This is a genomic window from Nostoc punctiforme PCC 73102, from assembly GCF_000020025.1.
Taxonomy (GTDB): Bacteria; Cyanobacteriota; Cyanobacteriia; order Cyanobacteriales; family Nostocaceae; genus Nostoc; species Nostoc punctiforme.
This window is the reverse complement of record NC_010628.1, coordinates 1,259,398-1,278,980: the sequence shown is the minus strand read 5'-3', so window position 1 is coordinate 1,278,980 and position 19,583 is coordinate 1,259,398. Positions and strand designations below refer to the sequence as shown.

Here is a 19,583-nt window from a genome sequence, read left to right as displayed (position 1 = left end):
TTCCTAAATAGTCTTATATTCTAGAGATTAAAGCACTTCACAAAGGCTAGAAGATAAGAGCAGACTGGTTTTGGTAAATTTATCGATACAAGAAACACCTCAGTGCAATTAAACGTAGATATAAATTTATGGGTAATTTCCCTCTACATATTTCTACTTTCAGTAGTTACCGGAAAATACCGATTACCCATGAATATTGATAGTAACGTTGATTTGTAAACCTCTACACCAGCAAACTTCTGGACGATATGTACTTGGCTGAGTGGCAAATAGCAATAACATATTTTTGCCCTCAATTATCTCCAATTTTTTGGACTTACAACAAGATTCGGATTTGGGTCTTTGGCATTAATAGCCTTTGATAACGCCTCAGTAATTTACTCCTGTATAAACCCAAAGACATTATGACAGCTTCAATAATTCCAACTGTAGAGAATTTATATGATGTAACCCAGGAACACCAAGATAATCGTGGGTGTTGCACACTCCAGTGGCGGCAGGGTCAGCTGTTGGTAAAGCAGCCTGGACGAGTTAAACAACCATATCTGCCTGCATTAGATAGTAAGCGATCGCTAGTAAAATGCTTACAACATTCTCCGGTAAGTTTGGTAAGCATAGATCCAAAGCTAGGTGAGGCTTTGCTCAGGTTTTGGGCAGATGCATGTCAAGAAGCTCAAAAACCAATATTCCTAAGCATACCTGCTGGCAATAAACCTTCTAATCAACCCTGGAGACAATTGCAGCGATTAATTGATTGGATTGCTGCTTTAGTATTGCTGCTATTAGTAAGTCCAGTCATGCTGGGATTGATTGCATTAATGCAGGTTTACTCACCAGGATCGCTTTTTTGTAGTGAATGGCGTGTTGGAGAACGGGGTAAACTCTTTCAAGCAATGAAGTTTTGTACGCACAATATCACACCACTAGGGCGTTGGATAGGTAAATACAATCTCGACAATCTCCCACAGTTATTTAACGTACTGCGGGGTGACATGAGTTTAACTGGTGGTGGATCTCATTGCTGGACTTTGGAAGATGCAGTACAGCTAAATAAATTACCAGACATCAAAGCTTCCTGGGAAGTAGAGGCATCTCACCTGTTACATCTAGATAGCCAAACACTGTAATTTATCTGTGCGGTAATTGATGATTTCATCTACCGCACTGAGGCTAACGCAAAAATTACTACATTGCATCTATAGCGGTCTCTCTACCTTGCCAAACTATTATTATAAAATCCATGAATTTTCAGCTTCCTCAAAAATTTCGTAGTCTGCTCAAAGCTTCTAGCTTTTGGCAAGAAAACTATTTGATATTGCGAGAATTTAAACACTTTCGCAAAATAGTAATTTTAGCTCTGACATTCTCGATTTTAGCAGCAACTTTTGAAGGAGTAAGTATTGGTTTTTTACTTTCCTTTTTGCAAAGCTTAACTAGTCCCAATGCTCAACCTGTCCAAACAGGAATAGAATGGTTTGATAATTTAGTATTGGGATCTAATTCCTCAGCAATTAATCGTCTATACCGCATATCTTCGCTGATATTATTAAGTACTTGGTTACGTGTCGCTTTCAATTATTTTGGACAAGTTTATACTGAATTATCTCAACTACATTTTGGCGATCGCTTACGAAAGCAAATCTTTGAACAGTTACAATCCTTATCGTTAAGTTACTTTGCCAAAACTCGTTCTGGTGAACTAATTAACACAATAACCACAGAGATCGAAAGGATCAGGCAGGGTTTTAGTGGTGCAGCATTTTTAGTATCTAGAGGGATAACAACTCTTGTCTACTTAATATCAATGTTTTTGATATCATGGCAACTGACTGTAATTTCAGCATTACTCTTTACACTTTTAGGTGTAGGGTTATCTAATCTGAATGCCAGAGTCAGAGAATCAAGTTTTGGCATGACAACTGCTAATGCTAACTTTACATCAACAGCCATAGAATTTATTAATGGCATTCGCACTGTTCATTCTTGTGGTACTCAAGAATTTGAACGCCAGCGTTACTACAAAGCTAGCGATAAGGTAGTAAGTTCTACAACTAAAGTTGTATTTACTTGGACACTTGTCAAGCCAATTGCCGAAGGGGCAGCCACTACGGTGTTGGTGGGAATGATTATTTTGGCATTCACTAGCCTGGTTAGTAATGGAACGCTACAAGTTGCTTCTTTGCTAACATTTTTCTTTGTACTATTTCGCTTCATTCCGTTTGTTCAAGATATTAATGGCACACGAGCATTTCTCAGTACTCTACATGGCTCGGCAGACAACATTAAAAATTTGTTGAAAAGTGATGATAAAAATTATTTTAAGAATGGAAAACTTCAGTTTAACGCTTTAGAAAGGGCAATAAATTTAGTATCTGTAGATTTCGGTTACGATGACCAAAATATAGTACTGCATAACATTACCCTAACCATTGAAAAGGGAAAAATGACTGCACTAGTCGGAGCCTCTGGTGCTGGTAAAACCACCCTTGCTGATTTAATCCCTCGATTTTACAATGCCACAGAGGGAAATGTTTATATCGATGAAGTTGATATAAGACTATTTGAAATTAACTCTCTACGTCGTAAAATAGCTGTTGTCAGTCAGGATACATTTATCTTCAATACTGATGTTTGGCAAAATATTGCTTATGGTACTCCACAAGCTACTAATGAGCAAATTCAAGAAGCTGCTAAATTAGCGAATGCGCTGGAATTTATTTTAGAAATGCCCGAAGGTTTTAATACCCAATTGGGAGATCGGGGTGTTAGATTATCTGGAGGACAAAGACAGCGAATTGCGATCGCACGGGCACTACTACGGAACCCAGAAATTTTGATTTTGGATGAAGCAACTAGTGCTTTAGATTCTGTATCCGAGCGCTTAATTCAAGATTCATTAGAAAAGCTATCTGTGGGTAGAACAGTAATTGCGATCGCTCACCGTCTTTCTACTATTGCGAAAGCAGATAAAGTCGTAGTACTAGAAGCAGGACGGATAGTAGAACAGGGCAAGTATCAAGAATTACTCGCACGCCAAGGCAAGCTGTGGGAATATCATCAGATGCAATACTATAATTCGTAATACTTCGGCTCCCTTCGACTGCGCTCAGGGCAAGTCGCTCAGTACAAGTTCGTAATTCATAGTTCGTAATTCGTAATTTACAAAATATAAATTACGAATTCATTTCCCTACTCAGTTATTGATAATTTTAACAAGGAAAAATAAATGGTAAATATAGGCTACCACACTGCTAAAATTCAGGGTAAATTTAATCGTTCTCTATATAAAGCAGCCATTTCTCAGATTATCAACATCCCCATCAAGCAAACTCGGCAAGTTCCGGTAAGTATCTATGCCTTATCATGCGAACGCGATCTACCAGAACAAGTAGCAAGTATTCGCTCATTCATTCGCCATGTCGGTATTCCAGAGACATTTACTGTAGTTTCCGATGGTAGTTATACTGATTCTAGTTGTAATTTACTCCGCCGTATCCATCCCTGCGTTCAGGTAATACTTTTACAAAACTTCCTGAGAACAGATTTACCTCAATGTGTTCTTGATTATGCCCAACTGCATCCAATGGGCAGAAAGTTGTCGGCATTAATGTCGATTCCTGTTAATGGTACTACGATTTACACTGATTCAGATATTTTATTTTTTCCTGGCGGGATTGACTTAATTGATTTGAGTAAGTCGGACGAAAAATACTCTCTTTATCTACCTGATTGTTCGATGTCGCTTGATGAGCGGATTATTTATGATGAGTCCGAGAAATCGAATCCTGTAAATGGTGGATTTATAATATTTAGGCATGAATTTGACTGGAGTTTTGCTATCGAACGTTTAGCGAATCTTCCAGAAGTTCCTAGTTATTTTACTGAGCAAACAATTGTACATTTGACCATGCACCACAATCATGGTAAACCTCTATGCTCAAATAAATATGTTCTAAATGTAGAAGATCAGTTTATTTATCCAGATAAATCTGCAAGTAAAAACATTGCTCTCAGACATTATGTGAGTGATGTTAGACACAAGCTTTGGTTTAATGTTGGCATATAAGTTGATGAAGTAAACCTCTATTTATATGAGGAGTTCAATGAATAATAACGTAAAGAATGGTGGTTAATGCTTAACTCAATCAATGAAGCCAAACAAGATAATAAACACTTGCATAGAGGGATCTTTGAAGAAGACCTGATTTATCAATGCTCTAATTTTGATGTAGGTGAGGGCGGAGGTGTTGAAACTTATTTAGCTTCTCTGTTTGAACATCGACCGCCTGAAGTTAGCGATCGCGTGATAAAATCCCTCAAGGGTGTTGACCAAAGCCAATTCAAGCTGCTGCATATCCACAGCCCAGATTTACTATTGCAGCTTACAGGCGAATGTCCTACTGTCTTTAGTGTTCATAATCACTCATTGTACTGTCCTAGTGGCACAAAGTATTTAGCAGGGCAACGGACAATCTGCGATCGCAACTTTTCTTACTTAGGTTGTACTTGGGGTAAGTTAGTAGATAAATGTGGTACCCGTAGACCCTTAAGAACTCTTAAAGAACTTCAAATTACTCATCAGTTATTAGATACCTTAAAAAAGGTAAAAATTACTTTTGTCGCTAATAGCGAATATGTGCGTCAAGAGTTGATTAAAAACGGCGTACCTTCTGAGCAAACTGTAACCCTACACTGTGGTATCTCTGTACCGCAAATAAAGACCGCTCCCCTGAGCTTAGAAGTTCACCAAAATCATAGAATTTTATTTGTTGGTCGCATTGTTTCTGATAAAGGTCTGGAATGGCTACTTAAAACCTTAATACATACAAATCCGCAAATTCAACTTGATATTGCAGGTGAAGGTTGGGAACGGCCACGGTTAGAAAAGTTAGCAAACACAATCGGATTAAGTAATCGGATTGTTTGGCATGGTTGGTGCGATGCTGACAAAATAAATCAACTTTATCAACAGTGTTTTGCAGTCATCTTTCCTAGTGTCTGGCCTGAACCTGCCGGTCTTGTAACACTAGAAGCATACTCTAATTATCGACCTGTAATTGGTAGTGCAGTGGGAGGCATTCCAGAACATTTGCGAGATGGAGAAACAGGTATTCTTGTTCCAGGTAATGATATCAAAAAGCTAGTTGATGCTATTCATTCTTTGGATAAAGATTATCAAAAAACTCGGCAAATGGGCGAACAAGGCCATGCTTTATTGATGAAAGAATTTACAATGGCTGCTCATGTAAATAATCTGCGAACAATTTATGCAAAAACAATAGCCGAATTTCCTGCGAGAACGAAAAAATTATATAGTATTTCTCAAGTGAAATAAGCTTAATTTGATCAAAATCTCTAATGGTGCATCTTTTATCCATGAAATATAAAGGAAAAAATATGTCATTATCTCAAGAATGCCAACAGCCTTTAGTCAGCGTTATTATCCCTACCTATAACCGACCAGACTATCTTAAGCAAGCGATCGCTAGTGCCATTAAACAGACTTATCAAAATATCGAAATTATTGTTTCAGATAATTGCAGTCCAGAAAATCCTCAAGCACTTGTGGCATCTTTTGGTGATTCACGCATCAGATTTTGGCGACACCAACAAAATGTAGGTATGCTCGCTAATCAGCAGCATGGGTTCAAGATGGCGCGAGGTAAATATGTTGCTAGTCTTCATGATGATGATATCTGGAATGAAGACTTCTTAGCAAAGCTTGTACCAGTTCTCGAAGCAAATCCTGAGTTAATTCTCGCTTTTTGTGACCAATATATTATAGATGCAAATGGCATAATTGATAATGCTGGGACTGAAAAAAATACACGCGGTTATAAGCGAGATCAACTCAAAGAAGGAATTTATCAACCTTTCTGTAAAGTTGGATTGGTAGATAAAAGTATACCTACTGCTGCATCTTGTGTAATTCGCAATAATCTGATCGATTGGGATAGTATTCCTCCAGAAGTTGGCGGAATGTGGGATTTATATTTAACTTATCTCTGTTGTATATCGGCTTATGGTGCTTACTACTATCCAGAAAAACTGACGCGATATCGCGCTCATGAGCAAACTGATACTATGCTCAGTGGTAGTCGAGATGTGCAGGCAAAAATCCGCAAAGCTAAAAGCGAAATGTTCTGTTATCAAGCCTTTATGGAAGACGCTCAGTTACAGAAATTTAGAACGTACTTTCAACAGAAATGGTTAGAGGCTAATACAACTTTGGGAATTGGTTTGCTGCGAAGTAAACAGATAGCAGTAGCACGTCCTTATTTTTGGCAGGCGCTGACTAAACAAAAATTTAATGCGCGAACCTTAGTAGCGCTAAGTCTTACCTTTACTCCGCAATTTTTGGCAAATAAATTAATAGAGTTGTCAAAATAGTAGAGCAATATGACCTTGTAGAGGCAATTCATGAATTGCCCTTACCTGAAAATCTCTGTTTGTGTAAATGCTATTTTTTAACGAACCGCGAAGGTAAGAAAAGAAGATTATTTGATAATACGGTTAAGTTAAGGCTAAAAATCTTTGTCAAAGTCATTTTTTTACGTAGACGCGGTGCGGCTTGCCGCAGGCTACCACAGAGACACAGAGGATACTGAGAGAATAAAGAAATGCTTAACTGAACTGTATTGGATTATTTTCAACTTTTTATTTGCGGTTCTGCATAAGCTTAAATTATTAAAGAAGGTAGTGGATGAAACTTTGTATTGTTACTCATAAAATTAAAAAAGGTGATGGGCAGGGACGAGTAAACTATGAGGTTGCTAATGAAGCAATTCGTCGTGGTCATCAACTAACATTATTAGCTAGTGAAGTCGCACCAGAATTAGAAGCTAATAGTCAAGTTAATTGGATTCCAATTCCAGTCAAAGATTATCCGACAGAATTTGTACGTAATTTCGTATTTGCCCAAAAAAGTACAGATTGGTTACGGAAACATCGCTCTGAGATTGATTTAGTTAAAGTCAATGGCGCAATTAATCTGGCTGCGGCTGATGTGAATGCTGTACATTTTGTCCATAGTTCATGGTTGCGATCGCCTGTTCATATTTCTCGCAACCGCCGTGATTTTTATGGTTTTTACCAATGGCTGTTTACGGCTTTTAATGCCCGTTGGGAAAAACAGGCTTTCCAAAAAGCGCAGGTTGTCGTAGCAGTATCAGAAAAAGTAGCCCACGAATTAGTCAACATTGGTGTGCCGCGTTCTCGCATTCGCGTAATTGTCAATGGCGTTGACTTAGACGAGTTTACTCCTGGTGAAAGCGATCGCCAAAAGTTGGGTTTACCGGAGAATGTCACCCTGGCATTATTCGCCGGAGATATCCGCACACCCAGAAAGAACTTAGATACAGTACTGCACGCCTTGGTGAAAGTTCCCGATTTACATTTGGTGGTAGTGGGACACACCCAAAATAGCCCTTTCCCGCAGTTAGCAGCATCATTAGGGTTAAGTAAACGCGTGCATTTTGTAGGATTTCGCCGTGATATCCCCCAAATTATGCAAGCAGTAGATTTATTTGTTTTTCCTTCCCGATACGAAGCTTGCAGCCTCGTATTGTTAGAAGCACTTTCTTCAGGACTGCCAGTAATTACTGCCACAGCCACCGGGGGCGGAGAGTTGGTGACACCAGAATGTGGCATCGTCTTATCCAACTCAGATGATAGTGATGCTTTGGCTCTGGCATTGCTGACTTTGGTGAGTAGTCCCACCCTCATAAAGCAAATGGGCAAAGCTGCTCGTTCTGTGGCAGAACAACATAGCTGGACTACTATGGCACAAACTTATGTGGATCTATTCGAGGAGTTAAGCAAGAATGCGGAACACCGTTCTGATACCAACTTATCGCCGTCCACAAGACCTATCACGCTGCCTTTTAGCGCTACAGAAGCAAATTAAACCCGTCGATCAGGTGATAGTGGTTGTCCGCGATACGGATGCAGAAACTTGGCAATTTTTGGCGCAATTAAACGCGCCTAATCTGCCACTGCATACTGTGAAAGTGACACAACCAGGCGTAGTAGCAGCCCTCAACGCCGGATTAGCAGCAGTGGAGGGCGATATAGTTTCCATAACTGATGATGATGCTGCACCACACCCAGATTGGTTAGAGCGCATCGCCGCTTACTTTACCTCAGATAGTCACCTCGGCGGTCTGGGAGGGCGTGATTGGGTATACCACGGCAGCAAATTAGAAGATGAATCTCGCCCAGTAGTGGGACAGTTGCAGTGGTTTGGACGAGTGATTGGCAACCATCATCTGGGAGTGGGAGAACCCCGCGAAGTCGATATTCTCAAAGGCGTAAACATGAGTTTTCGTAAAGAGGCAATTGGACAATTACGCTTTGACGAGCGGATGCGTGGTACTGGAGCGCAGGTACATTTTGAAATGGCATTTACTCTGGCATTAAAGCGGGCTGGTTGGAAGATAATTTACGATCCTAATGTTGCTGTAGATCACTATCCTGCACAACGTTTTGATGAAGATCAGCGAAATAACTTTAACGAAATTGCCTTTATCAATTTAGTCCATAATGAAACCTTAGTTTTACTAGAGCATCTGCCATTTATCCGCCGGATTGTATTTTTATTCTGGGCAGTATTTGTAGGTACGTGCGATAGTTTGGGTTTTGTACAATGGCTGAGATTTTTACCTAGCCAAGGACAATTGGCGGGGAAAAAATTGCTAGCATCTTGGCGTGGGCGTTGGCAGGGATATAAAGAATTTGTCATTGGTCATTAGTCATTAGTCATTTGTCATTGGTCACTTGTACTGAGGACTCGTGCCGAGCATCTCGACTTCGCTCGATGGAACCGGAGCCGAGGTAAGTCGAAGTATTGGTCATTGCAGACTGATTATTTCATTTAGGATTTTTTATGTGTAAATCTAAAATCTAAAATTGAATGAATTCTAGACAGATACTTTTCAATAGTTTTTCACAAGAAAATTATTCTCCAGAAGAGCGATCGCAACAGGGGTGGATGGCGATCGCAGGCTTTATACTACTAACTGTAGTTTGCTATTTTGCTGGTGCTACTGCTGCATTGCGCCTAATTTATCCCGTGACTGCTTTAGCAGTAGCCGTGTTTTTATACTTGCGGCATCCCATTCTCTACGTCAGCTTTACCTGGTGGATATGGTTTCTCACACCCTTGGCTACCCGCTTAGTTGATTATCGGGTAGGTTGGGACGCTACCCGCCAGATGCTTATAGCACCATACTTGGTAGTGTTTGTAACCATAGCAACATTCTTGCGACATTTTCCCCGTGCCTCACATCAAGGGGGTTTGCCGTTTGTTATGGCTTTTATCGGAGTCTTTTATGGCTTTCTTATCGGTCTGATTTATAACCCACCAATCCCTGTAGCACGCGGACTGCTGGATTGGCTCAGTCCGATTATCTTCGCTTTTCACTTATTTATAAACTGGCGAGATTATCCTAGCTATCGCCAGAATATTCAGCGAACGTTTCTTTGGTGTGTGTTAATTTTAGGAACTTATGGCATATATCAATTCGTAGTAGCTCCTGAGTGGGATAGGTATTGGCTCATCCAATCAAAACTATTCATGAGTTCTGGAAACCCTGTACCTTTCGGGATGCGTGTCTGGAGTACATTGCACTCAGTCGGGCCTTTTGGTTCCGTCATGCAAGCTGGTTTACTGTTGTTATTTACCAGTTCGGGAAATTTAATTTTTCCTGCTTCAGCTGTTGGTTACTTGTCGTTTCTACTAACACAAGCACGGACTAATTGGGGAGGCTGGTTATTTGGAATAATTATGATTGTGGCTTCAGTCAAGGCGCGAATTCAAATGCGCTTAATCATCATAATTGCGGTGATGGCAATTTGTGTTGTACCATTGACAACTATTGAGCCAATTGCTGGAGTTGTATCAGCCCGTTTGGAAACTTTTTCTAATCTTCAAGAAGATACCAGTTTTAAAGATAGATCGGGAAGTTATGACAAAAACCTTGGTCTAGCCCTTTCTAATGGTTTAGGTAACGGCTTAGGAAATATTTGGAAAGTCAACGAAAAAACTGGTCAAATTGAAGTAGTGGTCATTGATAGTGGCATTTTAGATATGTTTTTCACCCTTGGTTGGTTTGGAGCAATCTTTTATATGGGTGGATTAATCTTGTTAATTATTAGTGTTAGCAGTTATGGTGAAGGACGTTTTGATAGTTTTATCAGTGCTGCTCGTGCGATTGGTATCAGTTCAGCTACACAGCTAATTATTGGTAGTGGAATGTTAAGTGTGGCAGGGATGATTCTTTGGGGATTTTTAGCTATGGCTATGGCAGGACACAAATACTATAGCAATCCGAATAATTCATAAATATAGCAATCCTAAACCATTGGTTAAAATTACATATTTCTTTCTTCTTTCTTCCCTTTGCGTCCTTCTCTTCGAGACGCTGCGCGAAGGCGTTCTTCTCTGACGAGACGCTGCGCGAAGGCGGTTCGTTTCCTTCTTTATATTTTTTAGGACTGCTATATAAATCAATACGCTTGGGTTAAGGTTGAAGCTCCTTGTAGAAGTCAGTTTTTTTAACGTAGACGCATTAGCGTTGGCGTTCGCGGAGCGTGTCGCAGACAAGCCTTTGGTAGAGAAGCGGTAGCGACAAAGGAGCGTCAGCGGCTTGCCGCAGACTACCACAGAGGTGCAGTATTTCGGCTCCGCTCAATAACCGAACACAGAGAGAAGAAAAAAATAAAATGCTTAATCCAAGCGTATTGCTATGTGAATTGAGTTAAAAAACAAAATCTTACAACTTAAAATAGGACTGATATAAATTATGAAAGCAATTATTGTAATGCCACTAGCCGAACAACGAGGCGGCGGTGAAATGATGCTTTGGGATTTGGTACAGCAGGGACGTAATGCTGGTGTTGAGTGGCTGGTGATATTTTTAGAACACGGCCCGATGGTAGAACAAGTAAAGTCCCTTGGCATTGATGCGCGAGTTGTAGAAAGTGGACGTTTACGCCAAATCCACCGTTTTATTGGTGCTGTTTTTCGGATAGCTGCGATCGCACGCCGCGAACGTGCAGATATAATTGTCAATTGGATGTGGATTACGCATATATCTGGAGGCTTGGCGGCAATGCTGGCTGGTTTGCCTGCTGTATGGTATCAGCTAGAAGTACCGAGCGATAAAACTTGGTTGGTACGAATTGCTACTTTAATCCCAGCCCAAGCAATTATCACCCTTTCTCAAGATGGCAAGCAAGCACAAGCAGAGATTTGGCCCCACAGGCCAACACCCTTGGTTTATCCCGGTGTCGCGCTAGACCGATTTGAGCCTGATGCTTTGCCAACTCCAGAAGAAGCACGCCGAAAACTGGGCTTACCTTTACACGGCCCATTGATTGGAATTGTGGGACGATTGCAACGATGGAAGGGAATGCACGTATTAGTGCAAGCGATGCCCAAAATTTTAGAGAAGTATCCTGATGCTCATTGTGTGGTAGTTGGCGGTAAGCACGATTTAGAACCGGGCTATGAGGACTTCTTAAAAGCCGAAATTGCTACCTTGGGCTTGGAAGAACAAGTAATTATGGCTGGACTACAGCGTAATATCCCGGAGTGGGTGCAGGCGATGGATGTATTCGTTCATGCATCGGATAAAGAACCGTTTGGAATTGTGATTATTGAGGCGATGGCGCTGGGTAAACCTGTGATTGCTGGCGATGCAGGAGGCCCGACAGAGATTATTACCGATGGGATGAATGGACTATTAACACCTTACGGCGATGCGGATAAATTAGCGATCACAATTCTCCGCTATCTTGACGAACAAGAATTTGCCCGTAGTGCAGGAATAGCTGCCAGGCAACGCGCCTTGGATTTCTCAACGCAGAATTATGCTCAAAACTTTATTAGTGCAATTCGTTCTGCAATACCCAGTGTTTCATCTGCTGAATGAAACAGTAAACTTTTTGCAAAAGTCAATTTTATGAAAATGAAACCACAGATTGACATCGATGAATTCTCTATATACATCTGTGGTTGAAAAATAATATCAAGTCCATCAGTTAACGATATGGATAAAGTCGAGCTAAATTAGCCTAGCAAAAAATTATCAAAACAGAATTCAGGAGTCAGGAGTCAGGAGTCAGAATACAGGAAAGGTATTCTGTACGACACAACGACCGGCGGTAGTTGAGCGTAGCCGAAACTAAGTGCATCGCTGGCGGATAGCGTCGGCGGCAAGCGAGTCCGCGAGCGTCTTGATTCTGAATTCTGAATTCTGTATTCTCCTTCAATCGTTACCTAGCTGACTTTTCTTTTTATTTCATGGCTTCAATTCTTTATCTAACTCTTATTAATTTGCTTCATTGCACCAAATTGAGCGACTATTACTTAAACATTTGGTACAAAACTATAGATGTGCTGCTTTATTATTTGATACACCAGATTCTTCAAATTACCGAACTCATCAAATCTTCATATATTTGAAGAATAGTTTATCTTTTATTGTAAAAATAGTGGGAATAATAAAATAAATTTGATTGAACAAAGTAGTTAGTTATGAGCCAGATATGTTCTATCTCCAAAACCTGTGCTTGTCGCAATGTTGCACGCTGCCAGACTCAGGAGGCAGGAAGGCTCTTTCTCTGGTTCCCCGTTACACATACCCTCAAAAAAGCCACCTCCTACCTACAGCAGCTTAGACTTGAGTATGAACTGATGCACGAGCGACCAGGTTTGAGTTTGAAGTGTAAACCCGGACAGTCCATAGAAATTGCCCGTAACCTGGCCAAACTACTTGCACCTAGAGAATTAAAAGAGACGCAAGTCCTTTTCATTCAAGGTAATATCCAACCTCAACTCCATGATTTTAGTGACATAGCCTCATTACAACGCTTCATTAAGTTGAACCAATCCGACTGGCTGTTTGAAATGCTGGCAACGGAACGATTCACCAGTTACTTTCAACCAATTGTCTCAATTAAGGATACATCGCAGATTTTTGGATATGAATCGCTTTTGCGGGGGCTGGATGAAGAAGGGAATTTAATGCTACCGACACCAATTATGGAGTTAGCAACCGAAGCCGGACTAATACCACAACTCGACCAAATTGCTCGCCTCAGCGCAATCACTGAATTCAGTCGGTATAAAGTGAGTGGGCATATCTTCATCAATTTTGCGCCAACATCACTTTACGATCCAGCTTTTTGCCTAAGTAGTTCAGTTGAGGCAATTGATACTGCCGAAATTTCCCACGATCGCGTTGTCTTTGAAGTTGTGGAATCAGATAATCCTCAAGATTTAACCCATCTCAAGGCAGTGCTTAAATACTACCGGGATGCTGGATTTTTAGTAGCTCTTGATGACCTTGGTTCTGGCTATTCCAGCCTAAACTTGCTGCATCAGTTACGTCCAGACTTTATCAAGCTGGATATGGAGTTAATTCGAGATGTACATCAAGACCTTTACAAAGCTTCGATTACCGAGAAGCTTTTAGAGATTACTCAAAAGTTAAACATCCAGACCGTTGCTGAAGGAATTGAGTGTATTGAGGAACTGAACTGGCTGCGAGAACGAGGTGCAAATCTTGCTCAAGGCTATTTGATTGCTAAACCTAGTGCAGTGCCTGTCACTACAACCCCTCACTTTAATCCGATCACGTTAAATGTAGCATCGACAGATTCTAAGCTGCTTAAGCGGCATGTCCAACACCAAAATGAGTCCGAGCGAATTGTCGCGGCTGTGACGCAGCGCATTCGACAATCGTTAGAGTTAGACGAGATTTTGCAAACCACAGCAGCCGAAGTGCGGCAACTGTTTGAGGTAGACCGAGTAATAATTTACCAGTTTGAGTCAGACTGGAGTGGATTAGTAGCTGTAGAATCCTTAGCAGAAGAGTGTATGTCCATTCTGGGATTTCACGTTATGGACACATGCTTTAAATCTACCCGTGCAATTTACTTTCAACAAGGTAACACCAGAGCAATCGAAGACGTTGAAACTGCTGGATTATCGCCGTGTCATCTTGACCTCCTGCGGAGTTTGCAAATCCGGGCAAACCTTGTCGTGCCTATCTTGCAGAAAGAGCGTTTGTGGGGACTATTGATTGCTCATCAATGCCGTAATGCCAGACAATGGCAGCAATCGGAGATTAACTTGTTTAACCAGTTAGCAGGACAAGCTGCGATCGCTATTCAGCAATCAGAACTTTACCACCAATTACAACAAGCAAACCAGGAATTACAGCGCCTTGCCTGTTCAGATGGTCTGACCCAAGTGGGAAATCGACGCTGCTTTGATGACACATTCAACACACAGTGGCAACGATTGGCACGAGAGCAAGGTTCGCTATCTTTGATTTTGTGTGATGTCGATTACTTTAAGCTTTACAACGATACGCATGGACATCTGGCAGGAGATGATGCCCTCAGACAGGTTGCCAAGGTAATCTCTCAAACAGTTAAATGCCCTGCTGATTTAGTTGCTCGTTATGGTGGAGAAGAGTTTGCAGTTATTTTACCGAATACTGATATTGAAGGGGCCATTGCAGTTGCAAAAGATATTCAGACCAATATTAGTGCATTAAAAATGCCTCATCCCCATTCTCAGGTCAGTGAATTCATCACTCTAAGTCTTGGTGTGGCAACCATCACTCCTCATAGCCAATTATCTCCCGCAACCTTAATTGCTGCTGCTGACCAGGGACTCTACCAGGCAAAAGCACAAGGAAGAAATTGTGTGGTGCAGATAAACTGTCAGGATGTTGAGCCTAAATCTTTCCTTTAGTAACAGTTTTTATTTCCTCTGCCGTATAACTACTATATCTAAAGGGGTAGTCAATTTATATTTTTTAATATAGCTTGCTTTATTTCCACCCATTTGAATTGAAAGTACTGAGTAAAAAATATTATTCTCCAGTCCTCAGTTCCTGCTTCATGTATTTTGGTATATGTAGTTTATTCCGGTTACTTAACAGCTTGCCACAGGCTACGCTTAAGCAGCTTAAACCAGTGTTCACTGATAACTAATATGAATTTAGGACTTACGCAAAACTATATGCGGTAGGGGCAATTGAATTGCCCCTACCAGAAAATCTTGCTTTTTGGATTCTTTTTTCAAATTGTTATAAGTCCTGGATTTGAATCGCTTATCAATGAATATACACTTAAGTATATTTAAGTTTTAGGTAGTTTATGTAACTGCTAAACCCGAAGTTACACAAATACCTTCCTTAAAAAGCTTTTTGGAAATCATCACTTAGATATAAAGTGATTTAAATGTTAGTAGCTTGACAAAGACTTATTATATGAAATAATTGTCATCTATCTTATAGAGATATCAAGCTATCTCTCAATAGGTTTTGATAATCAAACGGTTAAATTATTTAAGTTTTACGATCGCGCATGAGTATATTGATCATTTTAGCTGAAGTCAGCCTTGTAATCTTTGTTTTTTTATTACTGAACTGGCTTGTAAGCAAGTTATTCAAGCTATTTACAAAGACCTCTATATTAAAGAGCGAAGATAGAAGTATCAAAACCTTGCGTCGGAACATTACAGGGTTGTTGTTACTTGCTTGCTTGGTGTCATGTATTTTGATTGTGGGTGCTAATGGTTATCTAATTTATCGTGGTGAAAACCTTCAACAATACACCATAGCAATGCTTGAGCGTATTCCACCAGGATTTTGGATAACTCTAGGAATTGGAATAGCTCAGAGCATTGGCACTTTCATGTTAGCGGCGATCGCACTAAAATTTCTGAAATATTGGCTGAAGGTAGCTAGCACTAGCGCCAAGAACTTAGAAAAAAATACCGCCGATGATGAAAGTATTGATGCTTTCTTTAACGCCCTCTATCACAGAATTAGTGGTGGAATCTGGCTGTGGGCTGTAATCTTGTGTGCCCAGTTTCTCAAATTGCCAGCAACGGTTTCGGAATATTTGTACATTGCACTGCGAATCTATCTAATTATTGCCGTCGGGTTGCTGATACTCAAAGCAGTCGCGGCGGTAGTTGATTTTCTCGATGCTCTCAGCGTCAGATACTCCAACCCTGATAACCTCTTAAGATTCTACGATCGCCTCCGACACCTGATACCCTTTTTAAAACGGTGTCTAGAATTTGTAATTTATGTCTGCATGGCAACATTGGTAATTCAGCAGGTGCAGTTAATCGCCAATATCGCAGCTTTTGGGCCGCGAATAATCAAGATCATCGGCATCATCTTCATTAGTCGTGTGTTGTTTGAAGTCGCTTACTTACTTGTTGAAGAGGTGCTATTCAAAGATCGGAATCTAAGTGATATTCAAATAAGTAGACGCTTGACACTCGTTCCTCTTTTTCGTAGTTTCTTACAATATTTTGTGTACTTTGCTGCTATTATCTCTATTCTCTATACTCTTGACATTGACCCAACTCCTATACTTGCAGGTGCTGGTATTGTCGGTATAGCTGTAGGTTTAGGGGCACAGACACTGATAAACGATATAGTCTGCGGCTTCTTTATTCTGTTTGAAAACTACTATTTAGTGGGTGATTATATCGAGGCTGGGAAAGCCGAAGAGAAAGTTGTCGAAGGTATTGTTGAGGCAATTGAACTCAGAACCACTCGTATTAGACATCCCAATGGTCAATTGCAGATTATTCGCAATGGAGATATTGGCCCAATTACTAATTATTCTAAACAGTATATCTTTGCAGTAGTAGAAGTTGGTGTGCCTTATAATTCCAACTTAGCCCATGTGTACAAAGTGATTGAGGAGGTAGGACAACAGTTAAAAACAAACGATCCAGATGTACTCGAAGGTACACAGATAGATGGAGTGGAAAGCCTTGGAGAATCTAACTTGTTGCTGCGGACATTAACGAAGGTGAAGCCAGGAAAACATCTTCAGATTCAACGCGTTCTTCGGAAGATTTTTACGGATGCACTACTGCGCGAAGGAATTGTAATTCCCATCCGTGCTGAAAGCGCTGAAGGTTAATTTGGCACTTTTTTTTAACGAGCATTGCGAGTTGGTGTTATATCAGGCTTGAAAAAATTTAAAAGTTAGCAAAAATTGTGTCCATTCATACAGCAAAAGAGTAATGATTGTTATAGGCTTGAAAAGCCCTTTACTTTTATACTTTTGGCGAAACTTCACCGCCAAAAAAGCAACAAAGCGAGAGGAAATTACTTGTAACCAAATACAATTGATACTTATCAAACGTAAATCTGGTTAAGTTGAACATATCCCTGTCATCTGCATAAGTGACTTCCTACGCCCTGGTTATCTTATCTCTTTTAACGGGACTTAAACAAAAATCAAGCCCAAATGAAGATTAACTCCTGCGATCGCATCACAAGTGATAATGTCTACAGCAATATATAGATAGCTATGGAATCACTGAGCAAATTAATCAACTCAAGTCATAGTCAAACATTAAATAAGTAAGTGGGCGTAAATAATTGTCGTTGAGATAAGGCAATAGGCAACAGGCAATAGGTATAAGGGTTTTAGCCTCCTTCATTTTTCTTTATATAGTTTGATTTTATTGTGCCAACTTACTTCCTAACTTTATGGTGATTTTGTTAAAGTATAAAATTTGTCAGAACGCATTTGAGTGCCATTTCGCCAAACTTCCACTCTTTCAGGGCTGACTAAATAATAAAAACTACCATTATCTGCTCGATATCTGCCTTTACCAATATTCAAAGCTGCTATTTTTATAGGCTTGCTTGGGTCTTGCTTCAACTGCCCAATATAAAATAACTGACCATTTTCTTCACACACCTTTACACGAATATTTGCAGTCTCACCATCAATAATAGTAACTCCATTGCACTTAGTATCACTGCTTATAGGTGCAAAACCTATTGGAGGCAATGAAGGTGAAACTTGCTTTGCTACAGAGGTTGTCGAGACTGGGCGGTTCGGATTATCCACTTGCTGAATTTTAGAAGCAGGGGAAACACTTGCAGTTAAAGATGTCAATAGACGAAGGGGATCAACTGCTATTCGACCATTTGGATGAACTTCAAAATGGAGATGAGGTGCTGTACTATTGCCTGTAGATCCCATCTCAGCAATAATTTGACCTTGAATGACCTGTTGATTTTTGCTCACCAGCAAACGGCGATTATGACCATAAACAGTAGTGCTACCGTCAAGATGCTTAATAGTTATGGCATTGCCTAACCCCCAATTATCCCAACCTGCTTTTACAACAGTACCCGATGCAGCAGCAACAACTGGAGTTCCAGATGCCCCTGCAATATCAATTCCTTCATGTTGATATTTGCGAAAGCCTTGAGAAATAAACCCTTGAGTCGGCCAGATTAAGTTAGAAGCAGGGATAGGAGTTTGCCCAATTGGGGAATCGCTTGCTAACTGTGTTAGGGCAGATGTAGTTGTACTTAATACGGCGGTTAAAGATATTAACCCAATTAGTCCATAAGTGCGGTATCGAAAAACGGTAAGTTTTTTCATAATTGCAAGCCTATTAAAACAATAATTCAGATATAGGACTCATATTTGATTTCTGAAAAAATTCAGTACAACTCAAAGAGCCTTTTTGCCTATTACCTATTGCCTATTGCCTCCTACACAAATAAGTTTAGAAATCAAAGACGCTCGATAGCGCAGCGTTAGCGACGCAGGAGCGTCTGACTCGCTACCGCTTCGCTATCGGATTGCTATAGTTTCTGATTATTTGCTGTTTCAAGCTAACTCGGAAAATATCAGGAAGTTTAGCAGATATGTTATTTTTAAGACCTTAGCCAGACACTTCCGTGCTAAAAGTATAATAAACATTCCAGAAAATCAAATATGTTTTATCCAGAACCCTTGTAGAGACTTAGCAGTGCTACGTCTCTACATTCATATTTCGGAGATGTATAATATCTGCCCGTATGCCAGCCATCGGCGCATCGAACGGCGGCATACGTTTATCAATTGCTAGAGTCTTGGGGTTGAGATCCCCAATGTTGTGTCAGCTTTTTGCTTTCTTACGAGGTTCAGTGGCTTCAATTTAGGAGGGGTCGAATCTTATAAGTAATATTGCTCCTGCCTTGTCTGCGACACGCTGCGCGATCTGCCTTCTGCCTCAAACCTTAGTGTAATTATCGATTACTTTGGCTAAGTCTGGAATAGCTTCTTCTACATGCTTTTTGGCTGAACCGCGAAGTTTTTCATAGGTTCCTCGCACGATTTGGCGCTTGGCATTCTTGGCTCTAGCATCAGTGACACTCAGTAGCGCATCTGCCGTATGAGAGCGATTTGCACTCAGGTGTGCAATTGGATCGCCTTTCTGTACACCTTCACTCCAGATGGGATCAAGTGCGGTGAAGCACTGCGGCAGGATCTGCTCAACTACGTAGTGGATATACCCTGGCTTGACTCCTTTGAGAGCAGCGAAGGCAGTTTTCAAAGCGATGCCGCTCATACCTGACTTGGATGCAAGCTGTACTTCTATCATGTTGCAACATTCATCTACGACCATAGCTTTTTTGGTCGGGTTCAAAAGTCCTTCGCTAAGTCCCATTTCACTTTTCCTTATCTCAGTACTTAATTTCTATTCGACTAACTTTTTTAGCAAGCAGGAAATTACAAAAAATGGT

At 40.5% G+C, this 19,583-nt stretch carries 13 protein-coding genes; 11 read left to right on the top strand and 2 right to left on the bottom strand.

Annotation, left to right across the window (positions count from 1 at the left end):
- Nucleotides 1-404: 404 nt before the first annotated feature.
- The 11 genes from hepC to NPUN_RS05390 all read left to right on the top strand — a co-directional run bounded on the left by hepC (nt 405) and on the right by NPUN_RS05390 (nt 16,968).
- Nucleotides 405-1,127 (top strand): heterocyst development glycosyltransferase HepC, encoded by a 723-nt coding sequence (gene hepC / locus NPUN_RS05440; RefSeq protein WP_012407816.1) that lies wholly within the window; start codon nt 405-407, stop codon nt 1,125-1,127.
- A 113-nt stretch (nt 1,128-1,240) separates the two neighbouring features.
- Complete coding sequence (hepA, locus tag NPUN_RS05435; protein WP_012407815.1) at nt 1,241-3,082, top strand: heterocyst formation ABC transporter subunit HepA; 1,842 nt, start codon at nt 1,241-1,243, stop codon at nt 3,080-3,082.
- A gap of 144 nt (nt 3,083-3,226) precedes the next feature.
- Nucleotides 3,227-4,066: a hypothetical protein gene (locus NPUN_RS05430; protein WP_012407814.1), complete on the top strand. Its 840-nt coding sequence runs from the start codon at nt 3,227-3,229 to the stop codon at nt 4,064-4,066.
- Nucleotides 4,067-4,132: 66 nt separating this feature from the next.
- On the top strand, nt 4,133-5,335 hold the full coding sequence (locus tag NPUN_RS05425; RefSeq protein ID WP_012407813.1) for a glycosyltransferase family 4 protein: 1,203 nt from the start codon (nt 4,133-4,135) through the stop codon (nt 5,333-5,335).
- A gap of 62 nt (nt 5,336-5,397) precedes the next feature.
- Complete coding sequence (locus tag NPUN_RS05420; RefSeq protein ID WP_012407812.1) at nt 5,398-6,390, top strand: glycosyltransferase family 2 protein; 993 nt, start codon at nt 5,398-5,400, stop codon at nt 6,388-6,390.
- A gap of 313 nt (nt 6,391-6,703) precedes the next feature.
- A complete protein-coding gene (locus NPUN_RS05415; protein ID WP_012407811.1) occupies nt 6,704-7,906 on the top strand; it encodes a glycosyltransferase family 4 protein in 1,203 nt (400 codons plus the stop codon).
- The gene (locus tag NPUN_RS05410; protein ID WP_012407810.1) at nt 7,824-8,750 is read left to right on the top strand and encodes a glycosyltransferase family 2 protein; all 927 of its coding nucleotides are present in this window, start codon (nt 7,824-7,826) and stop codon (nt 8,748-8,750) included. The genes NPUN_RS05415 and NPUN_RS05410 overlap by 83 nt, the downstream gene beginning before the upstream one ends.
- A gap of 161 nt (nt 8,751-8,911) precedes the next feature.
- Complete coding sequence (locus tag NPUN_RS05405; RefSeq protein WP_012407809.1) at nt 8,912-10,342, top strand: hypothetical protein; 1,431 nt, start codon at nt 8,912-8,914, stop codon at nt 10,340-10,342.
- A 460-nt stretch (nt 10,343-10,802) separates the two neighbouring features.
- On the top strand, nt 10,803-11,933 hold the full coding sequence (locus tag NPUN_RS05400) for a glycosyltransferase family 4 protein (RefSeq protein ID WP_012407808.1): 1,131 nt from the start codon (nt 10,803-10,805) through the stop codon (nt 11,931-11,933).
- A gap of 605 nt (nt 11,934-12,538) precedes the next feature.
- Nucleotides 12,539-14,767 (top strand): bifunctional diguanylate cyclase/phosphodiesterase, encoded by a 2,229-nt coding sequence (locus tag NPUN_RS05395; RefSeq protein ID WP_012407807.1) that lies wholly within the window; start codon nt 12,539-12,541, stop codon nt 14,765-14,767.
- Between the two features lie 617 nt (nt 14,768-15,384).
- Nucleotides 15,385-16,968, top strand: a complete 1,584-nt coding sequence (locus tag NPUN_RS05390) for a mechanosensitive ion channel family protein (protein WP_012407806.1) — start codon at nt 15,385-15,387, stop codon at nt 16,966-16,968.
- A 573-nt stretch (nt 16,969-17,541) separates the two neighbouring features.
- Here NPUN_RS05390 and NPUN_RS05385 read toward each other — a convergent pair.
- Both NPUN_RS05385 and NPUN_RS05380 read right to left on the bottom strand, forming a co-directional pair.
- Entirely contained in the window at nt 17,542-18,453 is a 912-nt protein-coding gene (locus NPUN_RS05385; protein ID WP_012407805.1) for a M23 family metallopeptidase, read from the bottom strand.
- 616 nt (nt 18,454-19,069) lie between these two features.
- Entirely contained in the window at nt 19,070-19,507 is a 438-nt protein-coding gene (locus NPUN_RS05380) for a DUF6918 family protein (protein WP_012407804.1), read from the bottom strand.
- Nucleotides 19,508-19,583: the final 76 nt, after the last annotated feature.

What these genes read in the sequence shown, in the direction of transcription:
- NPUN_RS05425 (WP_012407813.1), top strand. Translation starts at nt 4,133, where the DNA reads ATGCTTAACTCAATCAATGAAGCCAAACAAGATAATAAACACTTGCAT.
- hepA (WP_012407815.1), top strand. Translation starts at nt 1,241, where the DNA reads ATGAATTTTCAGCTTCCTCAAAAATTTCGTAGTCTGCTCAAAGCTTCT.
- NPUN_RS05405 (WP_012407809.1), top strand. Translation starts at nt 8,912, where the DNA reads ATGAATTCTAGACAGATACTTTTCAATAGTTTTTCACAAGAAAATTAT.
- NPUN_RS05385 (WP_012407805.1), bottom strand. Translation starts at nt 18,453, where the DNA reads ATGAAAAAACTTACCGTTTTTCGATACCGCACTTATGGACTAATTGGG.
- NPUN_RS05390 (WP_012407806.1), top strand. Translation starts at nt 15,385, where the DNA reads ATGAGTATATTGATCATTTTAGCTGAAGTCAGCCTTGTAATCTTTGTT.
- hepC (WP_012407816.1), top strand. Translation starts at nt 405, where the DNA reads ATGACAGCTTCAATAATTCCAACTGTAGAGAATTTATATGATGTAACC.
- NPUN_RS05430 (WP_012407814.1), top strand. Translation starts at nt 3,227, where the DNA reads ATGGTAAATATAGGCTACCACACTGCTAAAATTCAGGGTAAATTTAAT.
- NPUN_RS05410 (WP_012407810.1), top strand. Translation starts at nt 7,824, where the DNA reads ATGCGGAACACCGTTCTGATACCAACTTATCGCCGTCCACAAGACCTA.
- NPUN_RS05380 (WP_012407804.1), bottom strand. Translation starts at nt 19,507, where the DNA reads ATGGGACTTAGCGAAGGACTTTTGAACCCGACCAAAAAAGCTATGGTC.
- NPUN_RS05420 (WP_012407812.1), top strand. Translation starts at nt 5,398, where the DNA reads ATGTCATTATCTCAAGAATGCCAACAGCCTTTAGTCAGCGTTATTATC.
- NPUN_RS05395 (WP_012407807.1), top strand. Translation starts at nt 12,539, where the DNA reads ATGAGCCAGATATGTTCTATCTCCAAAACCTGTGCTTGTCGCAATGTT.
- NPUN_RS05415 (WP_012407811.1), top strand. Translation starts at nt 6,704, where the DNA reads ATGAAACTTTGTATTGTTACTCATAAAATTAAAAAAGGTGATGGGCAG.
- NPUN_RS05400 (WP_012407808.1), top strand. Translation starts at nt 10,803, where the DNA reads ATGAAAGCAATTATTGTAATGCCACTAGCCGAACAACGAGGCGGCGGT.